The sequence below is a fragment of the Weizmannia sp. WK01 genome (assembly GCF_025905465.1).
GTDB lineage: Bacteria > Bacillota > Bacilli > Bacillales > Bacillaceae_C > Weizmannia > Weizmannia faecalis.
In genome coordinates, this window is the sequence record NZ_CP109616.1 from 3,221,467 (window position 1) to 3,242,395 (window position 20,929).

The 20,929-nt window shown below is 47.0% G+C and carries 18 protein-coding genes; 5 read left to right on the plus strand and 13 right to left on the minus strand.

The features are described from left to right. Positions 1-2 precede the first annotated feature (2 nt). Both OF158_RS15305 and OF158_RS15310 read right to left on the minus strand, forming a co-directional pair. Positions 3-1,196, minus strand: coding sequence for a phosphopentomutase (locus OF158_RS15305; RefSeq protein ID WP_035183389.1), 1,194 nt, complete (start codon positions 1,194-1,196; stop codon positions 3-5). A gap of 454 nt (positions 1,197-1,650) precedes the next feature. Further along, positions 1,651-2,604, minus strand: coding sequence for a DNA-binding transcriptional repressor DeoR (locus OF158_RS15310; protein WP_017552285.1), 954 nt, complete (start codon positions 2,602-2,604; stop codon positions 1,651-1,653). A 327-nt stretch (positions 2,605-2,931) separates the two neighbouring features. On the opposite strand from OF158_RS15310, the gene deoD reads away from it, so the two are divergent. The 3 genes from deoD to OF158_RS15325 all read left to right on the plus strand — a co-directional run bounded on the left by deoD (position 2,932) and on the right by OF158_RS15325 (position 6,815). Next, a complete protein-coding gene (deoD, locus tag OF158_RS15315) occupies positions 2,932-3,633 on the plus strand; it encodes a purine-nucleoside phosphorylase (RefSeq protein ID WP_014096975.1) in 702 nt (233 codons plus the stop codon). A 323-nt stretch (positions 3,634-3,956) separates the two neighbouring features. After that, positions 3,957-5,156, plus strand: coding sequence for a nucleoside transporter C-terminal domain-containing protein (locus tag OF158_RS15320; protein ID WP_035183388.1), 1,200 nt, complete (start codon positions 3,957-3,959; stop codon positions 5,154-5,156). A 336-nt stretch (positions 5,157-5,492) separates the two neighbouring features. Beyond that, positions 5,493-6,815 (plus strand): NCS2 family permease, encoded by a 1,323-nt coding sequence (locus OF158_RS15325; RefSeq protein ID WP_043052467.1) that lies wholly within the window; start codon positions 5,493-5,495, stop codon positions 6,813-6,815. A gap of 330 nt (positions 6,816-7,145) precedes the next feature. Here OF158_RS15325 and pcp read toward each other — a convergent pair whose 3' ends face one another. From pcp to pxpB, 6 genes are all read right to left on the minus strand, one after another. Then, positions 7,146-7,793 (minus strand): pyroglutamyl-peptidase I, encoded by a 648-nt coding sequence (gene pcp, locus OF158_RS15330; protein WP_035183387.1) that lies wholly within the window; start codon positions 7,791-7,793, stop codon positions 7,146-7,148. A gap of 90 nt (positions 7,794-7,883) precedes the next feature. Beyond that, positions 7,884-8,837, minus strand: a complete 954-nt coding sequence (locus OF158_RS15335) for a DUF979 domain-containing protein (protein WP_026683892.1) — start codon at positions 8,835-8,837, stop codon at positions 7,884-7,886. Beyond that, positions 8,834-9,523, minus strand: a complete 690-nt coding sequence (locus OF158_RS15340; protein ID WP_026683891.1) for a DUF969 domain-containing protein — start codon at positions 9,521-9,523, stop codon at positions 8,834-8,836. Before OF158_RS15340 ends, OF158_RS15335 begins: the two co-directional genes overlap by 4 nt. Before the next feature lie 545 nt (positions 9,524-10,068). Then, positions 10,069-10,836: a LamB/YcsF family protein gene (gene pxpA / locus OF158_RS15345; protein ID WP_035183386.1), complete on the minus strand. Its 768-nt coding sequence runs from the start codon at positions 10,834-10,836 to the stop codon at positions 10,069-10,071. Next, entirely contained in the window at positions 10,823-11,824 is a 1,002-nt protein-coding gene (locus OF158_RS15350) for a 5-oxoprolinase subunit C family protein (RefSeq protein WP_035183385.1), read from the minus strand. The genes pxpA and OF158_RS15350 overlap by 14 nt, the downstream gene beginning before the upstream one ends. Next, positions 11,821-12,528 carry a 5-oxoprolinase subunit PxpB gene (pxpB, locus tag OF158_RS15355; protein ID WP_035183384.1) on the minus strand — a complete coding sequence of 236 codons (708 nt, stop codon included), beginning with the start codon at positions 12,526-12,528 and terminating at the stop codon, positions 11,821-11,823. Before pxpB ends, OF158_RS15350 begins: the two co-directional genes overlap by 4 nt. Positions 12,529-13,282: 754 nt before the next feature. Here pxpB and OF158_RS15360 point away from each other — a divergent pair. Next, a complete protein-coding gene (locus tag OF158_RS15360; protein ID WP_014096966.1) occupies positions 13,283-14,488 on the plus strand; it encodes an MFS transporter in 1,206 nt (401 codons plus the stop codon). Between the two features lie 15 nt (positions 14,489-14,503). Further along, the gene (locus OF158_RS15365) at positions 14,504-14,953 is read left to right on the plus strand and encodes an OsmC family protein (protein ID WP_035183382.1); all 450 of its coding nucleotides are present in this window, start codon (positions 14,504-14,506) and stop codon (positions 14,951-14,953) included. 203 nt (positions 14,954-15,156) lie between these two features. On the opposite strand, the gene OF158_RS15370 is transcribed toward OF158_RS15365, so the two are convergent. From OF158_RS15370 to htpG, 5 genes are all read right to left on the minus strand, one after another. Continuing rightward, the gene (locus OF158_RS15370; RefSeq protein WP_035183381.1) at positions 15,157-15,879 is read right to left on the minus strand and encodes an amino acid ABC transporter ATP-binding protein; all 723 of its coding nucleotides are present in this window, start codon (positions 15,877-15,879) and stop codon (positions 15,157-15,159) included. Then, positions 15,872-16,531 (minus strand): amino acid ABC transporter permease, encoded by a 660-nt coding sequence (locus OF158_RS15375; protein ID WP_035183380.1) that lies wholly within the window; start codon positions 16,529-16,531, stop codon positions 15,872-15,874. The genes OF158_RS15370 and OF158_RS15375 overlap by 8 nt, the downstream gene beginning before the upstream one ends. 65 nt (positions 16,532-16,596) lie before the next feature. Then, on the minus strand, positions 16,597-17,364 hold the full coding sequence (locus OF158_RS15380) for a transporter substrate-binding domain-containing protein (RefSeq protein WP_014096962.1): 768 nt from the start codon (positions 17,362-17,364) through the stop codon (positions 16,597-16,599). Between the two features lie 117 nt (positions 17,365-17,481). Beyond that, positions 17,482-18,663: a M20 family metallopeptidase gene (locus tag OF158_RS15385; RefSeq protein WP_035183379.1), complete on the minus strand. Its 1,182-nt coding sequence runs from the start codon at positions 18,661-18,663 to the stop codon at positions 17,482-17,484. A 304-nt stretch (positions 18,664-18,967) separates the two neighbouring features. Further along, positions 18,968-20,845 carry a molecular chaperone HtpG gene (gene htpG / locus OF158_RS15390; protein ID WP_017552271.1) on the minus strand — a complete coding sequence of 626 codons (1,878 nt, stop codon included), beginning with the start codon at positions 20,843-20,845 and terminating at the stop codon, positions 18,968-18,970. Positions 20,846-20,929 lie beyond the last annotated feature (84 nt).

Sequence of the window (20,929 nt, forward strand, 5' to 3'; positions counted from 1 at the left end):
TTTCAGCGTAATTCGTTCAAAAAGCTGGTCCCGATTTTAGGCGCACGGACACCGAAGTTCTCTGCGATCGTTGCGCCGAGATCGGCAAACGTCTGCCTTACAGGAAGGGCACGACCTTCTTTAAAGCGCGGGGAGTAGACAAGCAGCGGCACAAATTCCCGTGTATGGTCCGTTCCTTTAAACGCCGGGTCGTTTCCGTGATCAGCCGTAATAATCAGTAAATCTTCGTCTGACAGTTCCGGCAGCACTTCATCAAGCCGCTTGTCAAACGCTTCAATCGCTTGTCCGTAGCGGATCGGATCACGGCGGTGGCCGTATTTCGCGTCAAAATCGACAAGGTTCGTAAAACAGAGGCCGTGGAACGGTTTTTTCAGTTCGTCCACTAATTTATCCATGCCGTCCATATTGCTTTCGGTGTGGAATCCTTTTGTGATCCCGTGACCGCTGAATATGTCGTTGATTTTCCCGATGGCGATGGAATCCAGCCCGCTATCTTTGATAAAATCCATCACGGTTTCTTCCGTTGGTTCCAGCGTAAAGTCTTTCCGGTTGGACGTTCTTGTAAAATTATCGGCGGACGTTCCGACATACGGCCTTGCAATGACGCGCCCGATCCGGTAAGGCTCATCAATTGTCAGCCCCCGTGCATATGTGCAGATTTTGTACAATTCTTCAAGCGGGATGATTTCTTCATGGGCCGCAATCTGAAGTACAGAATCACCGGAAGTGTAAACGATCAGCTCCCCTGTCTCCATTTGTCTTTCACCGAACTGCTTAATGATTTCCGTGCCGCTTGCCGGTTTGTTCCAAAGCACTTTACGGCCGCTGAAATCCTCGATTTTTTTTATCAATTCATCCGGAAAACCTTCCGGAAACGTGCGGAGCGGGCTCGTGACAGGAAGACCCATCATTTCCCAGTGGCCATCCATGCTGTCTTTCCCTGCAGAAATCTCTTGCATTTTGGTGAAGAAAGCTTTCGGATGTTCCTGAACCGGCACCCCAACGAGCGGTTTTTCCGGACGGATATTGGACAATCCCATCGCTGCCATATTCGGGACGTTAAGCCCGTTCATTTTTTCGGCAATGTGGCCGAGTGTGTCGCATCCTTCATCGTCGTACTTTTTTGCATCGGGCGCTTCTCCTATTCCGACCGAATCCAGTACAATAATCGATACTCTTTTAAATTTTTCTGCCATTATTGTTCTCTCCTTTTATGCCAAAACATAGTTTGAAGAATCACTTGCTTTCATGCTGGTCACTGCGCAGGTACCCCGTTGTGAAACAGAAGGACAGCCACAGTGAAAGGTCTACCTGTAAAAACGGCTGGCCGGCAGGTAGCAAGGAAGCTCCGAAAAAACAGGTAAAAGTTTTCACCTGCTGTAATCGCTTCCTTTCGCCCCCATCATAGCCCTCTGTTTTTTCTTTGTCAATATCTGGGACACAGCGATATTGGGGATGCCTGTTTTTTCGCGCGTTGCGTCCATTCGGTATGGGTATTGCTAAAAAGCTGGCCGGTCTGGAACATTTGTCCAATTAGCATTCCTGTTTTTCCGTGAATTCAACGGGTGTGCTATATTGCCTGGCCATCACAACGGAGGAAACCGTTTTTTCCCACGCGTTCTTCTTTTACCGGAAATTGAAACCCTTATTTTATCCCTGTTCCATGCCCAGCAATTGTTTGGCGGTATGTTGATCGGTAATCAATACATTTGCATAGCCGGCTGTAAGTGCCGTGTGGGCAGGAAGGACTTTTCGCCTGCCACCCGCAACGAGGATGGACCATTCCTTTTTGCGCAGCTCCGCAAGTTCAATGCTCACCGTCCGCTTGTTAATCGTTGTGTCACATATTTCCCCGTTTCGGTCTATAAACCGTGAGCACACATCCCCGACAGCTTTTTCCATCAGTTTTTCTTTTTCCGCCTCAGTAAAATAACCAAGTTTAAACAGCAAGGCTTCTTCATCTGCAGCACCGACCGTAAAAATGGCTGCCTGGGCTTCCCTGCCTTTCTCGATAATTTTTTGGATGGATTGATCTTGCATGACGATCTCCATGGCTTCCGCCTTTTCAAACAACAGCGGCAACGGAAAATAGACAGGGAGCGTCTGCAGGGCATTGCCAAAAAGCATTAGCGTTTCCCACGCGTACGTGTTTACATGCGAAAAACTTGTCCCGCCTTTTAACTGTACCACTTCTGCCCCTTTTACATGCATTTTCGGAAGTTTTGCCGCGACCTCATAGATGGTCGATCCCCAGCTGATGCCGATGCTCATGCCGTTTCGGATCAATCCGCTTACATATTCGGCCGCCCGAATGCTCACATAATGCAAGATGGTTGCCGGATCTGATGCAGGTGAAAACGCGACACAGGCTTCTTTCAGGTGATATTTTTCAGCCAATTGCTGCTCGAGTTGCTGCAAATCCACGAAAGGGTCCGCAATTTTGATTTGTACATATCCCTTTTCTCTCGCGTATTGTAGCAATCTGGAAACCGTCGGACGAGATATTTTTAAATGTTCAGATATTTGCTGCTGGCTGTAGTTTAGTTGATAATAGAGCTCTGCCACTTCAATGCTTAACTTGCTTTTCTCCATTTCTTTCTTCATCAGGTTCCCCTCCCCGGCCTGATACAAAAATGAGCACTTTGTATAAAATTTTTGTGGAAAATCATGAAACGCGGCAGCACGGCTTGGAATGCAAACATGCAGCAGCTCTTTCTGCCTTTATTTTAACCGTTCTTCTTTACATTTGGCAATCGGGTTTGTGAAATTATTTTCATGTCTGCGTTTACAAACTTTCGCGAGCATGTTATATTGGCACTAGTATTCAAGATGCATCTTGGTTTGACCTTTTTTCTACTTTTTGTACAATTCAGACATGCTGCATCCGGTCATTTTGTACGGATGACAATTTCAGTAAAGGAGCATCATAAAATGAGCACACATATTGGCGCAAAACAAGGCGAGATTGCTGACACGATTCTGTTGCCGGGAGACCCGCTCAGGGCGAAGTATATTGCGGAAAATTTCCTCGAGAACGCAGTATGTTATAACGAAGTAAGAAATATGTTCGGATTTACGGGAACGTATAAAGGCAAAAAAGTATCGGTCCAAGGCACAGGCATGGGCATTCCTTCGATCTCGATTTATATCACAGAACTGATGAAGGATTATGGAGTGCAAAATTTGATTCGTGTCGGGACATGCGGCGGCATTCAAAAAGATGTTAAAATCCGTGATGTCATTTTGGCCATGGGGGCATCGACCGACTCCCAAATTAACCGGAAAATTTTCGGTGCAATGGATTACGCACCGCTGGCAAATTTTGACTTACTAAAAAGCGCATATGAAAGCGGCGTGGAAAAAGGATTGAATTTGAAAGCCGGCAATGTGTTCAGTGCGGATTTATTCTATGATGACTACGCTGATCACGAAAAATGGGCACAATACGGCATTTTGGCCGTTGAAATGGAAACTGCAGCCCTCTACACGCTGGCAGCCAAATATGGCAGAAAAGCACTGGCAATTTTAACGGTCAGCGACCACCTGTTAACAGGGGAAGCGACAAGTGCTGAAGAACGCCAGACCACATTCAATGACATGATCCGCGTTGCTTTAGATGCTGCTGTAAAGTAAGCAAAAAATGTTGCCGGCCGGTTTATCGGCCGGCTCTTCTTTTTCCCAGAATCCATTGCCCTCCCTGGTTTTTCTTCCCTTTCCTGTAAACTGAAAATTTAATCTTTGAAAATAATTTTATGTTTGCGTTTACAACTGTTCAATTCGGTGTTATATTCACTTTGTGAAACAGAACACAGCCACCCTGCTTTTGTTTGAACTTTTTCCAAAAACATTTGAAGTTTCAGCATAAAAGGAAGTGTACAAACACACATACGCTTCAAGGGACATGCTGAAAGCTTCATAAACGTGTCGTTTATCTTAATGGAAAGAAGGTCTATGCCATGTTCGGATATTTGCTTCTCAACATCGTTGGCATTTTGGTATTTATTGGCGTCGCCTATTTATTATCTAAGGATAGAAAGCATATTCAATGGAAATCCATTTCTTTAATGGTTGTCCTCAATATTTTCCTGGCTTGGTTTTTAATCCGTTTTCCGGTGGGGCGCGCCATGGTACACGGGGCAGCATACGGTTTTAACTGGCTCGTGCAGACGGCTTACGACGGCATCGGGTTTGCCTTTTCAAGCTGGGTGCATGTCAAACAAATGGACTTTTTCGTCAGTGCGTTGCTTCCGATTTTGCTCGTCGTTCCTTTATTTGACATTTTAACTTATTTCAATGTATTGCCTTGGATCATCGGCAAACTCGGATGGATTTTGTCCAAAATTACCGGTCAGCCGAAATTCGAGTCGTTTTTCTCTGTTGAAATGATGTTTTTGGGCAATACGGAAGCGTTGGCGGTTTCCAGCCTGCAAATTAAAAAGAACAGCCCGGAGCGGAATTTAACACTGGCGATGATGTCGATGAGCTGCATTACCGCAGCCATTGTCGGGGCCTATACACAAATGGTGCCGGGACAATTTGTGCTCTCTGCCATTCCGCTCAATATCATCAACGCTATTATTGTTGTCAACATCTTAAACCCTGTAAAGATCGATCGGGATGAAGATAAAGTAGTGGAAGTCAAAAAAGAAGAAAAAGAACCTTTCTTTTCTTTCCTTGGCGACTCCATTCTGGCAGCGGGCAAATTGATTTTGATCATTGCCGCTTCTGTTATCGCATTTGTCGCACTTGCCGCATTGATTGACAAACTTCTGATGCTCATCGCACCTTGGCTGACAATGGAATCGATTTTGGGCATCATCTTGTTCCCATTCAGCTTTTTGCTCGGACTGCCGGCAGACCAGGCTTTCCAAATGGCACAATATATGGGGACGAAGCTGGTTACCAATGAGTTTGTTGTAATGGGTGAAATTGCGCCAAAAGTCAACACGTTCGCACCGCATTTCCGTGCCGTCCTTTGCACGTTCCTGATTTCTTTTGCGAACTTCTCGACACTGGGAATGGTGATCGGTGCGTTTAAAGATTTGTCGGACAAAGCAACTGTACACCATATTTCGAAAAATGCAGGCTATTTAATCCTTTCCGGTATCCTTGTCTCGCTTTTGAGCGCCGGCCTTGTCGGTTTGTTTGTATGGTGATAGGATGATCATGTGTAAAATTTTCCCTGAAACCAGGGGGCTTCGTTCCGGAAGAACAAAATTTAAAAACTCCGTGCACCCTTCCTGTTCGCGGATGGGGTGTACGGCTCTTTAGATGAGGTCTCCTTCTCTATCTGATACCTGGACAGATGGTGAAGAGATGTCGAAGGAGCCGCTCGTTTTCCGACTTGTTGCTGGCTTTTCATCTTTCTGCTGTTTGAAAAAACGGTTTCTGTCTGTTCATGCCGGCTGGAGGTGTAGCAAACATCCCGTTCTAAACAGGCAGGAATCGGCGGTTGCCAATAGAACATACAAATAAAAAGGGAATGAATCAAAATGTCTCATCACCAGTTCTATCATGATCGTACGCTGTCTTCCGGCCGGCCATCCTTATGGCAGGCCTTTTCTGATAAATCTATTATAAAAAGAGAAATCACGGCCGGGATGACCGGTTTTTTCGCCATTTCGTATATCATCATTGTCAATCCGATGATTTTGGCGGATGCCGGGATCCCCGTCAATTTAAGTGTATTTGCCACCATCCTGTCTTCTGTAGCAGGCTGCCTGATGATGGGATTTTGGGCCAATGCCCCGATCATCCTAACGCCCGGAATGGGAGTCAATGCCTTTTTTACGTATACGATTGTCGTCAATATGGGATTGTCATGGCAACAAGCGCTTGCGATTTCCATGCTGGCCAGTGTGCTGTACATGCTCGTTGCTTTTACAAAACTGAGCACGGTGTTATCGGCTGCCATCCCGGCTGCCTTAAAAACCGGCATTACAGTCGGAATCGGGTTGTTTCTTGTTGAAATCGGGCTGGAAAAGGCGGCGCTGATCCAGCCGGGGAAAGCTTCCTTAATCGAGCTCGGCTCTCTCACCAATCCGAATGTCCTTCTTTTCTTGTTCGGCCTTTTTGTCAACTTGATGCTTTTTATCAAAAAAGTAAACGGCGGATTTTTGATTGGCATTGCAGTGACGGCGATTGCTGGCATCCTGTTTGGCATCCACGGCAGCCAGTCCGCGCATGTGTCCTTATCCGATTTTACGAGCTATGGCGCAATTGTTGGAAAAGGGGATTTCTCACACCTGTTTTCTCTCCCGTTTTTGCTCGCAGTCTTTTCCATGTCGATGATCCTCATTTTTGAGTCGATGGGCATGTTGGAGGGCATCCTCCCCGATAAAAGGAACTTTAAAAGGACTTTCGAAGGGAGTGCTACGACAAGCTTGATTTCGGGGATATTGGGCACAAGCCCGACCGTTGTCGCTGCAGAAAGCGCGGCCGGAATCGAAAGCGGCGGCAGAACGGGGATCATGGCGGTAACAGCCGGCATTCTGTTTGCCTTATCGCTTTTCTTTACGCCACTCTTGGGTTATATTCCGCAGGCTGCCATTGCGCCAATTATCGTCATTACCGGCGCCATCATGATGCAGCAGTTAAAAGACCTTCATTTCGATGATTTCAGCAGCTGGTTTCCGGCATTTTTGATCATCGTGCTGATCCCTTTTACATCCAGTATTTCTACCGGCCTTTCTTTTGGCTTTGTAGCTTGGCCCGTTCTGAAAATCCTGGAAGGGAAGGCAAAAACATTACACCCTGTGATGATCTTGTTAGGGGCTTTATTTCTGATCAACTTGATCTGCAGCGCTTTATTATAATAGGAAGAAAAGCGAAAAACCCGTCTGGAAATGAACTTTCCAGACGGGTTTTTTTGAGGGGTTTTGTGCCACCGGCGAATTTCTTTTTGCTTCATTGGCCCTGTGAAAGACGTTTCACGATACAGGCAACAGTCTTTTGTCCTTCATTACCTCGATGAAAGACATTCCGAGCCGCGAGCAAATCTGTTTTGTCCTTCATTGACTCTCTGAAGGACATTTCCGGACTCAACCAAACGCCTTTTGTCCTTCATAGCCTTTACAAAAGACATTTCACACAGTGGCCAACTCCGTTTTGTCCTTCATCCGCGGGGCTACAATTTTTCATATCCCTTAATGCAATGCCCCGCCTGTTTCCACCAGATCTTTTTCGGCCGTGGCGGAGACGAAAACTGCAATTTCAAGCGCTTTGACGATCATTTCAAGTGACATGCTCGGGGCACCTGTTTCGGTTGTTTGCTCCGGAATATAAGGCACGTGAATAAAACCGGCGCGGGCTGATATGTTGTTTTTTGCCAGATGGTGCATGACGCCATAAAACAGGTGGTTACAGACAAATGTGCCTGCTGTGTTGGAGACAGCAGCCGGGATTCCCGCCTCCCGCAGCTGCCTCGTGATCGTTTTAATCGGCAGCGTTGACCAATAAGCCGCGGGGCCGTCCGCTGCAATCGGGACGTCAATGGGCTGATGATGCTGATTGTCCGGGATACGGGCATCATCAATATTAATCGCCACACGTTCCGGCGTGATTTGCGTGCGCCCGCCTGCCTGTCCCACACAAATGACAACATCGGGCTTTTCCCGTTCAATGGCCTCAGCAGCGGTCCGGATCGATTCGTGAAATACGGTCGGCACTTGCTGCGTGACGATGCGAATGCCTTCCATATTTTTTCCGTCCAATTGCTTTACCGCTTCCAGGGCAGGGTTTACTTTATCCCCGCCAAAAGGATCAAAACCGGTTAAGAGTACTTTTTTCTCCATTTTCCTCTCCTCCTTCATTAAAGTGCCATGATCTCTCATTTACTCACGAATAGGTATTGATTTACCCCATACCTCTAAATGGATCTCATCCTATTTGACTAACAGATACATCAATACGATGTTAAACGCAAGTGTCAGCAGCGCAGTTGGCACTTGTACACGGATGACATGGTTTTTATCTTTTAAATCCAATAGCGCAGCCGGCACAATATTAAAATTCGCTGCCATCGGGGTCATGAGCGTGCCACAGTAACCGGCGAACATCGAAAGGGCTGCAATCTGGTCCGCATTGGCACCGAACCGCTCGATCAAAAACGGAATCGCAATCCCGGCCGCCATCACCGGAAAAGCAGCGAACGCATTGCCCATAATCATCGTAAAAAGCGCCATCCCAACACAGAAAACGAACACGATCCAGAAAACCGAATTTTCCGGAATCACTTTTGTAATCAGGCCTGACACCACTGTGCCGACCCCTGCTTTTGTAAAAATGGTACCGAGTGTCGCCAGCATTTGCGGAAGGACAACAGCCCAGCCGATTGCTTCCAAAAGACGCCGTGATTCTTTAAACGTGGTTTGCGGACGGCTTTTTGTCAGCATCATTGCGGTAAGGATGGCAATGATACACGCCACTCCAAGCGCGACAAGCGTCGGATTGGATGGGTCCAGCAAAAGACGCGAGCCGATTTTCACATTGACAAGCAATTTTGAGCCCAATACGGTTAAAACCGGGATGAGTATTGCCGGCAGAAAAAGCCGGTTTCCCAATCGTTTGCGGCTTTTTTCCCGCTCATCCGCACCTGCCCCATTGTAGCTTCCCTTTTGCAGGCCGCCAAATGCCACAATCGCCACCATGGCAAGCACCATCAGCCCGGTGTAAAAAGGCGGAATCACTTTTCCAAACAAGAGCGTCACGGCGTAAATCAGGTAAAAAAGGCCGGACGGGATGCGCCTGCTGTTTGCTTGATCAAAAAAAGTGTAGACAGAGCAGAAAAAGCAAACGATTCCCATGATGATATAAATCCACTCAGTTGAGATGATCATTTTTTCACATCCTTGCTTCCGGTTTTTCCAAGCTTGCGGTCCAGTTTCCGGTCAAAGAGGCGGAGCCGGATGGAATGGACGATAAATACGAATATGGCTGTCGGCAACCCCCAAAGCGCCATCGAAATCGGATCCGCTTTAATGCCGTTTTGGTCAAAAAATCCTTTCATTAAAAGAATGGCGCCGACCGCAACAAAGATATCTTCTCCGAAAAACAGGCCGATATTGTCGGCAGCTGCCGCTTGGGCACGAATTTCTTCTCTGTCTTCTTCCGGTACATCACCGTATTTTGCTTCTGCCGCCCCTTCAGCCATCGGTGCGATGAGCGGCCGCACTGTTTGCGGATGTCCGCCCAGGCTGTTCAGACCGAGCGCCGCGGCAATTTCGCGGATCAGCAGGTAAAATGTCAGAATTTTACCGGCCGTTGCTGCTTTGATTTTGGAAACGAGGTGTTTCGCCTGTTCCTGTAATCCGCTTCTTTCCAGAAGGCCGATCACCGGTAAGGTAATAATTAAGATGGACATATAGCGGTTTGTTGTAAAAGCTTCCCCGAATTGCGTAATCAGTTGTTTCAGCGGGAGACCCGCGATCAATCCGGTGACAAGACCCGAAACGGTCACAACGACCAGCGGGTTAAATCTGAGTGCAAATCCAATAATAATCAGTGCGACACCGATCAATACCATACCCGTTCACTCCTTTTCTATATACAGATAACCCCCGCCCGTACTTTTTGTTTTTAAATAAAATAAACATCATTTCGCAGCTCTGTCACCTGCTTGTAAAAAATAGTCATCATGCAAATTGGTGCTCGGGCTTGATGTAAAAACTTAAGTTCATTTTATATAAATCTTCAAGGCGGGGGAATTCACGCGTTATATGGGGAATGTAAATTTCAACGATTATTTGTTAAACCAATCAGGCATATGCCGTTGTGCTGCTTGTTTTCTGTTGGTGGGCTTATCCCGGTTGGCCCTGGTTTTACGAGGGAAAGTTGTGCATTTTCAACGCTTAGTTCATCCATCCATTGCCAATTTAACAGAATTTTAGGTGGGGAGGTTGCGAATTTTCACTCCCTGCAGACTCACAAATATATAGGTATAGGCCAGTCGTTATGAGATTAAGCCTAGGTCACGGGGAGACTGCGATTTTACAGCATAAACTGTTGTGCTGCTTCTCCCGTTACAGCGGGGTGGCGGCCGGGATTCCAGTTGGCGCCACCCTGTTTATATCAGCTCAAATGGCTGATTTTTTCTATCTCGATGCCTTCCTGTTCAAGCGACTGCCGGATAAATGCCGCGAAATGAAGCGCCTGTCTGCCGTCGCCGTGGATACAGATTGTATCAGCACGGACACTCACATCTTCACCTTGCACAGAGGTGACCATGCCCTCTTTGATCATCCGTATTACCTGTTTTGCCGCCGTTTCACGGTCTTTAATCAAGGCATTCGGTTCACGCCGCGGTGTCAAAGCGCCGTCTTGTTGATAAGTCCGGTCGGCAAAAACTTCGCTCGCCGTCTTTAAGCCGGCTTTTTCCCCGGCTTTCACAAGTTCCGAGCCGGCAAGCCCGAATAAAATCAGGTCGGGGCTTACATCATAGACCGCCTCCGCAATGGCTTCGGCGAGTCCCGTATCTTTGGCTGCCATATTGTAAAGTGCGCCGTGCGGTTTTACATGCCGGACGGTGCTTCCTTCTGCTTTTGCAAACGCAGCAAGGGCACCGATCTGGTAGACGGTCATATCATAAGCCTCTTGCGGGGAAATCTGCATATTCCGGCGGCCGAACCCCATCAGATCCGGAAGCCCGGGGTGCGCGCCGATCCCAACCCCTTTTTCAGCTGCCATCCGGACCGTTTTCCGCATTACAGTAGGATCACCGGCGTGAAAACCGCACGCAATATTGGCGGAAGTGATCAAATCCAGTATTTCTTCATCTCTCCCAATGGTATAGGCACCAAAACTTTCGCCCATATCACAGTTCAGATCAATGCTCGGCATGTGTGCCCCTCCTTTTCGCCTGGTAGGCAATCGTTCCCTTCAACATGCGAATTTGTTTTTCTCTTTCTATATAAAGCAACTGTGCTTCCTGCAATGTTATTTTTTTAAACCGGAGCTCATCACCCGGCTTCAGCTGGGCTAATAGCGGCAGATCCACAGAAGCAACCTGGGCGATTTTCGGATATCCCCCTGTCGTTTGCCGGTCTGCCAACAGGACAATCGGCTCCCCGCCGGACGGCACCTGAATAGTCCCGAAGCCGACACTTTCAGATAACATCTCCTGCGTAGCTTTTACCGCCAGTTTCGGACCTTCGAGGCGGTACCCCATCCGGTCGGAATTTTGCGAAAGGCGGTATGGTTCACGGAAAAACGTTCCAATACTTTCTGCGGTAAATAAGTCCTCATGGCGGCCCGGAACGACCCGGATCGTTGGAAACGGACCGTAATCCGGCAGCATGTTTTTCGAAACCGACCATGCTGAGTGGTATTCAAGAGATGCGGTCAGCTGCCTGGACACTTTCCCGGGGATCCCGGTTTCAAGCACATCGCCCGCCTGGAGTGCCCGGCCGTTGAAACCGCCTATCTTCGCACGCAAGTAGGTTGACTTGCTTTTCAGCACTTCCGGAACGGATATCCCGCCGGAAACCGCCAAATAGACCCGGCAACCGATCCCGTCCTGCCTGAGTATGAGTTCACTGCCGCTTTTCACTTTTTTGGGCCGCCATAGCCCGACCGGTTTCCCGTCCAAAACAGCATGGAACCCGCTGCCGCAAATGGCAATCAATGTATCGTTCTGAAACTCCAGCACCGGCCCTGTGAGTGTAATTTCCAGTGTGGCTTCATTTTCCGGATTACCGGCAAGCAAGTTTGCGATTCTATGGGCAAAAGCATCCATTGCCCCACTTTGGACAACCCCGTATTTTTGGTAGCCGGACCGCCCGAGATCCTGCACCGTTGTCAGCATGCCCGGTTTGATAATTTTAATCATGATGGCATCTTCTCCAGTTCCCGGTATTCTTCAAGGCTCACCGGCCGGAAGCGGATTTTGTCGCCCGCTTGAAGGAGGCTTGGCCCATCCCGATCCGGCCGGAACAGTTTGACGGGAGTCCGACCGATGATTTGCCAACCGCCTGGTGTTTCGATCGGATAAATCCCGGTTTGTTTTCCGGCGATTCCAACCGATCTTTCCGGAATTTTGAGCCGCGGCGTTTTTTTCCTGGGCGCTGCAATTTTTTCAGGCATGCCGCCGATATAAGGAAAACCGGGTGCGAATCCGATCATGTATACGGTGTAGTCGCCGGAAGCATGGATCCGGATCACTTCTTCTGGCGTAAGATCGTTGATGCGGGCAACCTGTTCGAGATCCGGACCGAATTCGCCGCCGTAGCATACCGGGATATCGACTGTGCGCGGTTCTGGGATAGATGCAGGCTGCACTTTTTCAAGAAGCCGAGTGAAATAGCGGGATACATATCTGTAGGGATATTCGCCAAATTTTGCATAAACTTTGAATGGGTCATACAGAACGGTGACAGTTGTGTAGGCGGGAATATATTCAATCATCCACGCAGGCGCCGCATTTTCGATTAATGAAACGATCGCCCGGATTTTCCGGTGGTTTGCAAGGTTGATTTCTTTCCCTGCTTCAATCAGGATTGCGCCGTCGCCTTCCGGAAATAATTGAAAATCCATATAGACGCCTCCATCCTATTATTCATTTAAAGATTATTATCATATAATAACAAATGTTTTCTATTTTGTCACTGGAAAAAACCTGTCCGGCAATGTACACCGCTTCGTTTTGATTTGCCGCAAAGAAATAATAGCAGTTGGCAGCTTTAACGTTTTTTGATTCCATTGCTTGAATCACACGACTGTATCCGTTTTCAATATCGTTTGTTAAAAATGCATCTTGAATCCAATACGGGAAGTTTGCAGATTGAATAGACATGCTGATAGGGTGCGCCCTACAAAAATATTATTTTATGATAATTTAGGAAAGTCTTTCTATTTTTAACTATTCACTTGGTAAACTTTTATATTTCTAAATATACACCGGAATAAAGAGATAAGGCAACAATTGTGTATGTTTCGTTTCCCGCCATGTTGAAGCAGCGGGCTGCATGCCTTGTTCTGAACATGCACTGTTGTTCGGATGGCGCTGCGTTAAAAATGCACGAGGGCTGCTATCCTACGTTCTCTGCTGCATAGGCGTCTGGGCTGAAAAATTGCGCCGGTAGATTTTCAGACTTTTATGCGTGCTGCATTCTTTGCAGCATGGTGGTGCGCGGGGCACCCTATAGCGTGCATCATGTCAGGTGTAAGATGCGGAGGGACGTGAACGGCTCCCTTTATTTCTGGTATAGAAACACATTGAATATTTTTGCTAAAACGTTCTATAATGAAGTTACCTGCTTTTTACGTTAGAAACGAGGGGGTACTTCCTTTGGATAAACCGAAATTGTGGACGAAAGACTTTATTATGATTTCTTCCACAAATTTTTTTACGCACGTTGTATTTTATTTGTTAATGACCAGTATTGCCATGTACGTCATAACCGCCTACCATGCAAGTCAGGGAATGGCAGGGCTTGCGGCAGGAATATTCGTGCTGGCTTCACTCATTGCACGGTTATTTGCCGGGAAATATCTCGACAAAATCGGCCGCAAGCAGATGCTGGTCGGCGGATTAATTGTTTTTCTGGCTGTGATGTTGCTTCATTTTAAAGCTGATAGTCTCCTATATTTGATGGTCTTGCGTTTTATCCAGGGAGCGATGCACGGCGTGATTACGACAGCCGCCGGCGCCATTGTCGCGGATATCATCCCAAATGAACGGCGCGGAGAGGGTACTGGCTATTATGCGACAAGTATGAATTTGGCGATGGCTATCGGGCCGTTTTTAGGGATTCTGATTACCCGATTTGCCGATTTTCATATGATCGTGCTCGTGTCAAGCATCATTGCGTTCATCGATCTGATTTCTGGCATTTTGTTATCCGTACCAAAACCGGCTGCTGGCCATGCAAAAGTTACGGAAATGGCTCGTTTTAAAGTAATAGATTACTTCGAACCGGCTGCCGTGCCGATTTCAGGTGCGGTTTTTGCCGTTACGCTTGCCTATTCCAGTGTGCTATCTTTCTTATCTTTGTATGCAAAGGACATTGGACTAACCGGCGCCGCCACTTATTTTTTCCTTGTTTATGCAGCAGCGCTCGTCATCACAAGGCCTTTTACAGGCAGATGGTTTGATGAACGCGGGGCAAATGTTGTCGTTTACCCGCTGTTTATTTTGTTAATTGCCGGTTTCGTCCTGCTCAGCCAGGCGCACAGCGGATGGATGCTGCTTACAGCCGGGGCTTTGATCGGGATCGGTTACGGCACCGTGCAGTCCAGCTTCCAGGCAATTGCCATTCAGCTTTCGCCACCAAACCGGAAAGCACTGGCAACTTCGACATTTTTCATTTTTCTTGACCTGGCAAGCGGATCCGGCCCTTATCTTTTAGGAACAGTTGCCGGTTTGATGGATTTCCGGATGCTGTATCTTGCGGTTTCGGGCTGGGTTGTCCTGTGTATTGCCGTTTATTATGCCGTCCATGGGAGAAGAGCAGCAGCCGGCAAAAACAAAACAGCAGCAGAAAGCAAATTTTAACAGGAGGGGTCACACATGACAGAACATCATTTTCATTTAAAAGCAGACTGGCCGGGGCTTCGCAATGATACAGGGAACATTGCATGCGGAAACCTGGTAACGAAAATTTCCATTCCTCCGGAGATGGGTGGCCCAGGCGTCGGCACAAATCCGGACGAAATGTTGCTCGGGGCTGCCGCAACATGTTATATCATTACGCTGGCGGCGATGATGGAACGCAGCAGCCTGGAGAAAGACAGTTTGACAATGGCGTCAGAAGGGATCGTCGATGTGACCGACGGCGTATTTACGTATAAAAAGATCATCCACCGACCAGAAATTGTGCTGAAACCGGACGCATCCGAAAGCGATGTCCGGCTCGCGCGGAAGCTTGCAGAAAAAGCCGAAAAATCATGCATGATCAGCCGGGCCATTCAGGGAAATGTGGAAATGGAGCTTGAAGTTACGGTGAAAACAGCCGGCTGACTGGAACGGCAGGCAACTGTGAAAAAAGAAAAAGGCTGCCCTGCTGTTTGGGAAGCCATTGGAAAAGTGATTTTGCATGTCAGTATACAACATATAGAACGGAAAAAGATGTTGAGGCGGTGTCCCAACGTCTTTTCTTAGCTTAGCTTTTTTGGGAGCTGCCTTCGTTTCCAGCAGCTCCTTTCGGTGAACAACTGTGTTTTTTACAATACTTTGTCCAAAAAGTCCTGTGCCCGGGTTGTTTTCGGGCGTGAAAAGAATTCATCCGGTGTGCTGTCTTCCAAAATTTTGCCGCCGTCAAGAAAAAGGACGCGGTCAGCCACTTCGCGGGCAAAGCCCATTTCGTGTGTGACGATAACCATCGTCATGCCGATTTGGGCAAGATCTTTCATGACGTTCAGCACTTCTTTGACCATCTCCGGATCAAGCGCGGATGTCGGTTCGTCAAACAGCATCAGTTTCGGTTCCATTGCCAGCGCGCGCGCAATCGCGACACGCTGCTTCTGCCCGCCGGAAAGGCTGTCCGGATATGCCTCTTCTTTTTCGGTCAGGCCGACTTTTCTCAACAATTCCCGGGCTTTTTCTTCGGCGGTTTGGCGGTTCATCTTTTTTACTTTCATCGGCGCGTAAGTCAAATTGTCCAGGACCCTTTTATGCGGAAAAAGATGAAAGTGCTGGAACACCATGCCGATTTCTGAACGGACTTTCATCACATTCGTTTTCTTATCGGTGATTTCTTCCCCGTCAATCCAAATCCGCCCTTTTGTCGGCTCCTCCAGGAAATTCAGGCAGCGTAGAAAGGTCGATTTGCCGGATCCGGACGGGCCGATGACAACGACGACTTCCCCTTTTCCGACTTCCGTTGAAATGTCTTTTAAAACTTCATTATGTCCGAACTGCTTATGGAGATGTTCGACTTTAATCACTGTATTTCATCTTCCTTTCTACTTGTCTGCCAAGCAAGGTGAGGATAAAGACAAGCACCCAGTAAATCGCAGCGACAAACAGCAGCGGTTCAAAATTGTGATACGTTTGTGCACCGACAACCTGGGCACGGCGCATCAAATCGAGATAACCGATAGTCGATACAAGGGCAGACTCTTTTGTCAGAGAAACAAATTCATTCATCAACGCCGGCAAAATATTTTTCATCGCCTGCGGTAAAATCAAGTCTTTCATCATTAAATAATACGGTACACCGAGCGCCTGAGCAGCTTCGGTCTGGCCTTTGTCAACCGCCTGGATCCCGGCCCGGATGATCTCCGATATATATGCCGCAGAGTTTAAGCCGAATGCGAGGATAGCGGACGGAAACGCCTGGATATCGTAACCGGTCAGCTGTGGAATGGCAAAATAAATGAGCATCAGCTGCACAATGAGCGGCGTGCCCCGAAAAATTGATGTATAAATATCGCCTATCCATTTCAATGTTTTGATATGTGAAATTTTAAAAAGGGCAAAAATCGTGCCGAGTACAAACCCGAAAAGGATCGCTAAAAATACAAATTTTAAAGTTACCCATATTCCTTTTAAAATAAAAGGAATATAAGGCACAATTTGGCTGAAATCCAAATTCATGCCTTACACCTCACTTTGTTTGTTTTGAAAAAACAGCGCCCTGCTCAGCAAGGCGCCTGCATGCATTACTGTTTGTCAAGTTTCCATTTCTTTCTCAGCTCGTCCAGTTTCCCGTTCTTTTCCGCTTTTGCCAGCACTTTGTTGACTTTCGCCGTCAATTTGCTGCCTTTTGGCAAAGCAACGGCCATACCTGGTGAGCTCGAGGTCGGGTCGTCAAAGCCAACCAGGTTTTGCTTCTTGATATAGCCTTCTGCGACTGATTTATCAAGATAGGCTACTTGAATCCGTTTTGAAAGCAATTCTTCAATTAAATTTGTGGAGTTGTCCAATTTTTTGACCGTAAAATTGTACTTCCCTTTCAGCTTGTCCGCGCCCTCTTCCTGAATGGTGCCGAGCTGGACGCCGACGGTTTTGCCTTTCAAGTCATCCAGTGTCTTGACAGGGGAACCTTTTAGCGTAACAAACATTTCCCCTGAATGATGGTACGGGGTGGAGAAGTCAACGTTTTTGGCACGTTCTTTCGTTGCGGACATCCCGGAAAGGACCATGTCAACACGGTGCGATTGCAGCGCCCCGATCAAGCCGTCAAATTTCATATCTTTAATTTCAAGTTTGTATCCCAGTTCTTTTGCAATATACTTGGCGAGATCCGCGTCAAATCCGACCACATTTCCTGCTGTGTCTCTTGTTTCAAACGGGGCAAAGTCGGCTGAAGTGCCCATGATGAGCGTTTTTTCTTTTTTCGTATTACTTTTGCTGCTGTTTGTTTGGCCGCAAGCTGCCGCAATCACCATTGAAAATACAATTGCGATGCCTAACACGATCTTTTTCACAATGTTTCCCCCTATGAATATATCAGTCTTGGTAAGTATCTTTATTCAACAAAATGTATTTTAACACGTTGTGCAATGTTTGAAAAGATCCCTATTTTAAAAAATGAATGTCATTTTTTAGCTGTTTACCGGTATTTTTTTAACGTTTTCCGCAAACTCGCTTTTTACTTTTTCCAAAAGTTCCTGGTTTGTGAGAAGGTCAAACCCGGTCATAGCCAAAGCCAGCGCGCCGCTCGATAAGATCTGATGTGCATTGTCCGTAACCGTCATATCGGCAAATGCTTTTGTATGCGCGACAAGCCCCGGGGCATCTAGGCCGATATACGGGTGGATCGCCGGCACGACATGGCTGACATTGCCCATATCAATGGATCCGTATGAGGTTTTTGGCGGATTGACTTTTTTCATTTTTGTTTGTAAAAGGTTTTCCGTGAACATTTTCGACAATGTCTCGTTTGTGATCATATTGTCATAGCTTAGTTCGTAATTGGATATTTGCACGGTGGCACCGGTCATCATTGCAGCACCCTGTGCGATTCTTTTCACCTTTTCAACCACTTCGTTTAAAACCGCACGGGCTTTGGCGCGTACATAAAACTGGGCCACAGCCTTATCAGGGACAATGTTTGCGGCAATGCCGCCTTCTTTGATAATGCCGTGGATACGGACATCAGAAGTGACATGCTGGCGGAGTGCATTCACGCCGTTAAACAGCTGGATCGCTGCATCAAGTGCGTTAATGCCGTCTTCCGGGTTTGATGCCGCATGGGCTGATTTCCCACGAAAGTCAAACTGGATCGCATCCATGGCAAGCGACTCACCGCTTTCATACGACTCATCGGCCGGGTGGACAATCATCGCGGCATCGATCCCATTGAAAATGCCCTGTTCCGCCATCGCAACTTTCGCACCGTTCGTTTCTTCCGCAGGTGTCCCGAGCACCACCACGCGGCCGCCGGTTTCGTCAATCATTTTACTTAAAAGCACACCCGCACCCGCGCTCATCGTTCCGATCATATTGTGGCCGCAGCCGTGGCCGACACCCGGAAGCGCATCATATTCGCATAAAAAGGCAACTGCCGGTCCAGTTTTTCCGCTGTCATAGACTGCTTTAAAAGCGGTCGGCCTGCCGACAATTCCTTTTTCCACTGAAAAGTCGTGTGACGCAAGGAAGTCCGTGAGCAATTTCATAGACTGGTATTCCTGGTCGCCAAGTTCGGGATGATGATATAAGTAGTCGCTCATTTCCCAGAGCTTGGACTCGATTTGACTCAAATGGTGTCTAAGCTGTTCCTTCATTGGATGGCCCCCTTGTATTGTTCGTGTGCGCCAAAGTTAATATTTATAAATAATATGTTATAAATATACATCACCTTTCCCATTCGGGCAACCCTTTTTTATAAAAAATACAAAAAGACCCCATCTTGCTTTCAGATGGAGCCTTCTTCGTCATATAAACTACTGCTATTCATGAAATGTTCCAGCCATACGGTTTGCAAATGTCCCGGTGCTCACCGGCACGGGCACAGCAACCATGCCGGCCGTCGCGGGGGCCGTAGATTTGCTGGATGTCCCGTGGCTTTTTTGCAATATGCGGGCTTCCTTATGCCATCATTTTGCAAATATCATTTGAAAATGCAACCGGGTCTTCAATCTCGAGCCCTTCAATCAGCCGCGCCTGGTTATACAACAGGTTTGTATAAAGCTTGCATTTGTCCTTGTCATGGGCGAACGCCTCTTTTAATGCGTTAAATACATCATGATGGATGTTAATTTCGAGCACTTTATCGGCTTTTACATTTTGTCCGTTCGGCATTGCGCTCAACACTTTTTCCATTTCAATCGACACTTCGCCGTCCGTTGTAAAGCAGACCGGATGCGATTTTAAGCGGTGCGAGGCACGGACATTTTTCACTTTTCCGTCCAGTGTCTCTTTCATAAATGCAAAGAGCTCTTTGTTTTCTTTTTCCTCGGCATCGGTTTCTTTTTTGTCTTCCGTTTCAAAACCGAGATCGCCGCTTGATACGGACCTGAATTCTTTTTCCTTATAATTCATGAGCATCTTGATCGCAAATTCATCGATGTCTTCCGTAAAGTAAAGGATTTCGTATCCTTTATCAAGCACAAGTTCCGTCTGCGGCAATTTTTCAATCCGGTCAATCGACTCACCGGTTGCGTAATAAATGTATTTTTGGTCTTCCGGCATGCGGCTTACGTATTCATCAAGCGTAACAAGCTTTTTCTCTTTTGAAGAATAAAACATCAGGAGATCCTGCAAATCTTCTTTGTGCGCGCCAAATTCATTGTATACCCCGAATTTCAACTGACGCCCGAATGATTTGAAAAATGCTTCGTACTGCTCACGGTTTTCTTTTAAAAGGTTAGCTAGTTCACGCTTGATTTTGTTTTTGATATTTTTCGCAATCAGTTTTAGCTGACGGTCGTGCTGGAGCATTTCCCGCGAAATGTTCAGAGACAGGTCTTCGGAGTCGACCATCCCTTTGACAAAACTGAAATAATCCGGTAAAAGATCCGGGCATTTTTCCATAATCAGAACGCCATTCGCATACAGTTCCAGCCCTTTTTCATATTCCGGCGTATAATAATCGAACGGAATTTTTTCCGGAATGTAAAGAATTGCATTGTAACGCACGGTGCCGTCAACTTTGATGTGAATATGCTTGACCGGTTTGTCAAAGCCGTAATGCTTTTCCATATAAAATTGCTCATAATCTTCATCTGTCAGCTCACTCTTGTTTTTGCGCCAGATCGGGACCATGCTGTTGAGCGTTTGTTCTTCTTTGACCTCTTCGTATTCATCATCGCTGCCCTCTTTCAGGCGCCTTTCCGTTACATCCATTTTAATCGGGTAGCGGATAAAATCGGAATATTTTTTCACAATGGCCCGCAGCCGGTACTCTTCCAAATACTGATCGTAGTCTTCATCCTCTGTGTTTTCTTTCAGCTTCAATATAATATCCGTACCGTTGCCGTTTTTTTCGCACGGCTCAATCGTATAGCCTTCCGCACCTTTCGACTGCCATTTATAAGCCTGATCGCTCCCCGCAGCCTTGGAAATGACGGTAATTTCATCTGCCACCATGAACGCCGAGTAGAAGCCGACGCCGAACTGGCCGATAAGATCATACCCGTCTTTCATTTCATTGTCATGTTTAAAAGCGAGCGAACCGCTTTGCGCGATCGTGCCGAGGTTTTCTTCCAGTTCCGTCTCCGTCATGCCGATCCCGGTATCAGAAACAGTCAGCGTCCGGTTTTCTTTATCCGGGGTAATTTTAATGTAGTAGCTGTCTTTATCAAATGTTAAATTTTCATCTGTCAAAGCTTTGTAATAAATTTTATCAATCGCGTCGCTGGCGTTGGATATCAGCTCACGCAAGAAAATTTCTTTTTGCGTGTAAATCGAGTGGATCATCATGTCGAGAAGCCGTTTGGATTCTGCTTTAAATTCCTTTACCGCCACTTCGATCTCTCCTTTATATGTATAGATGATGGCAATGTCCCTTTAGCACTCCTAACACCAGAGTGCTAACATCTTATTTTTTAG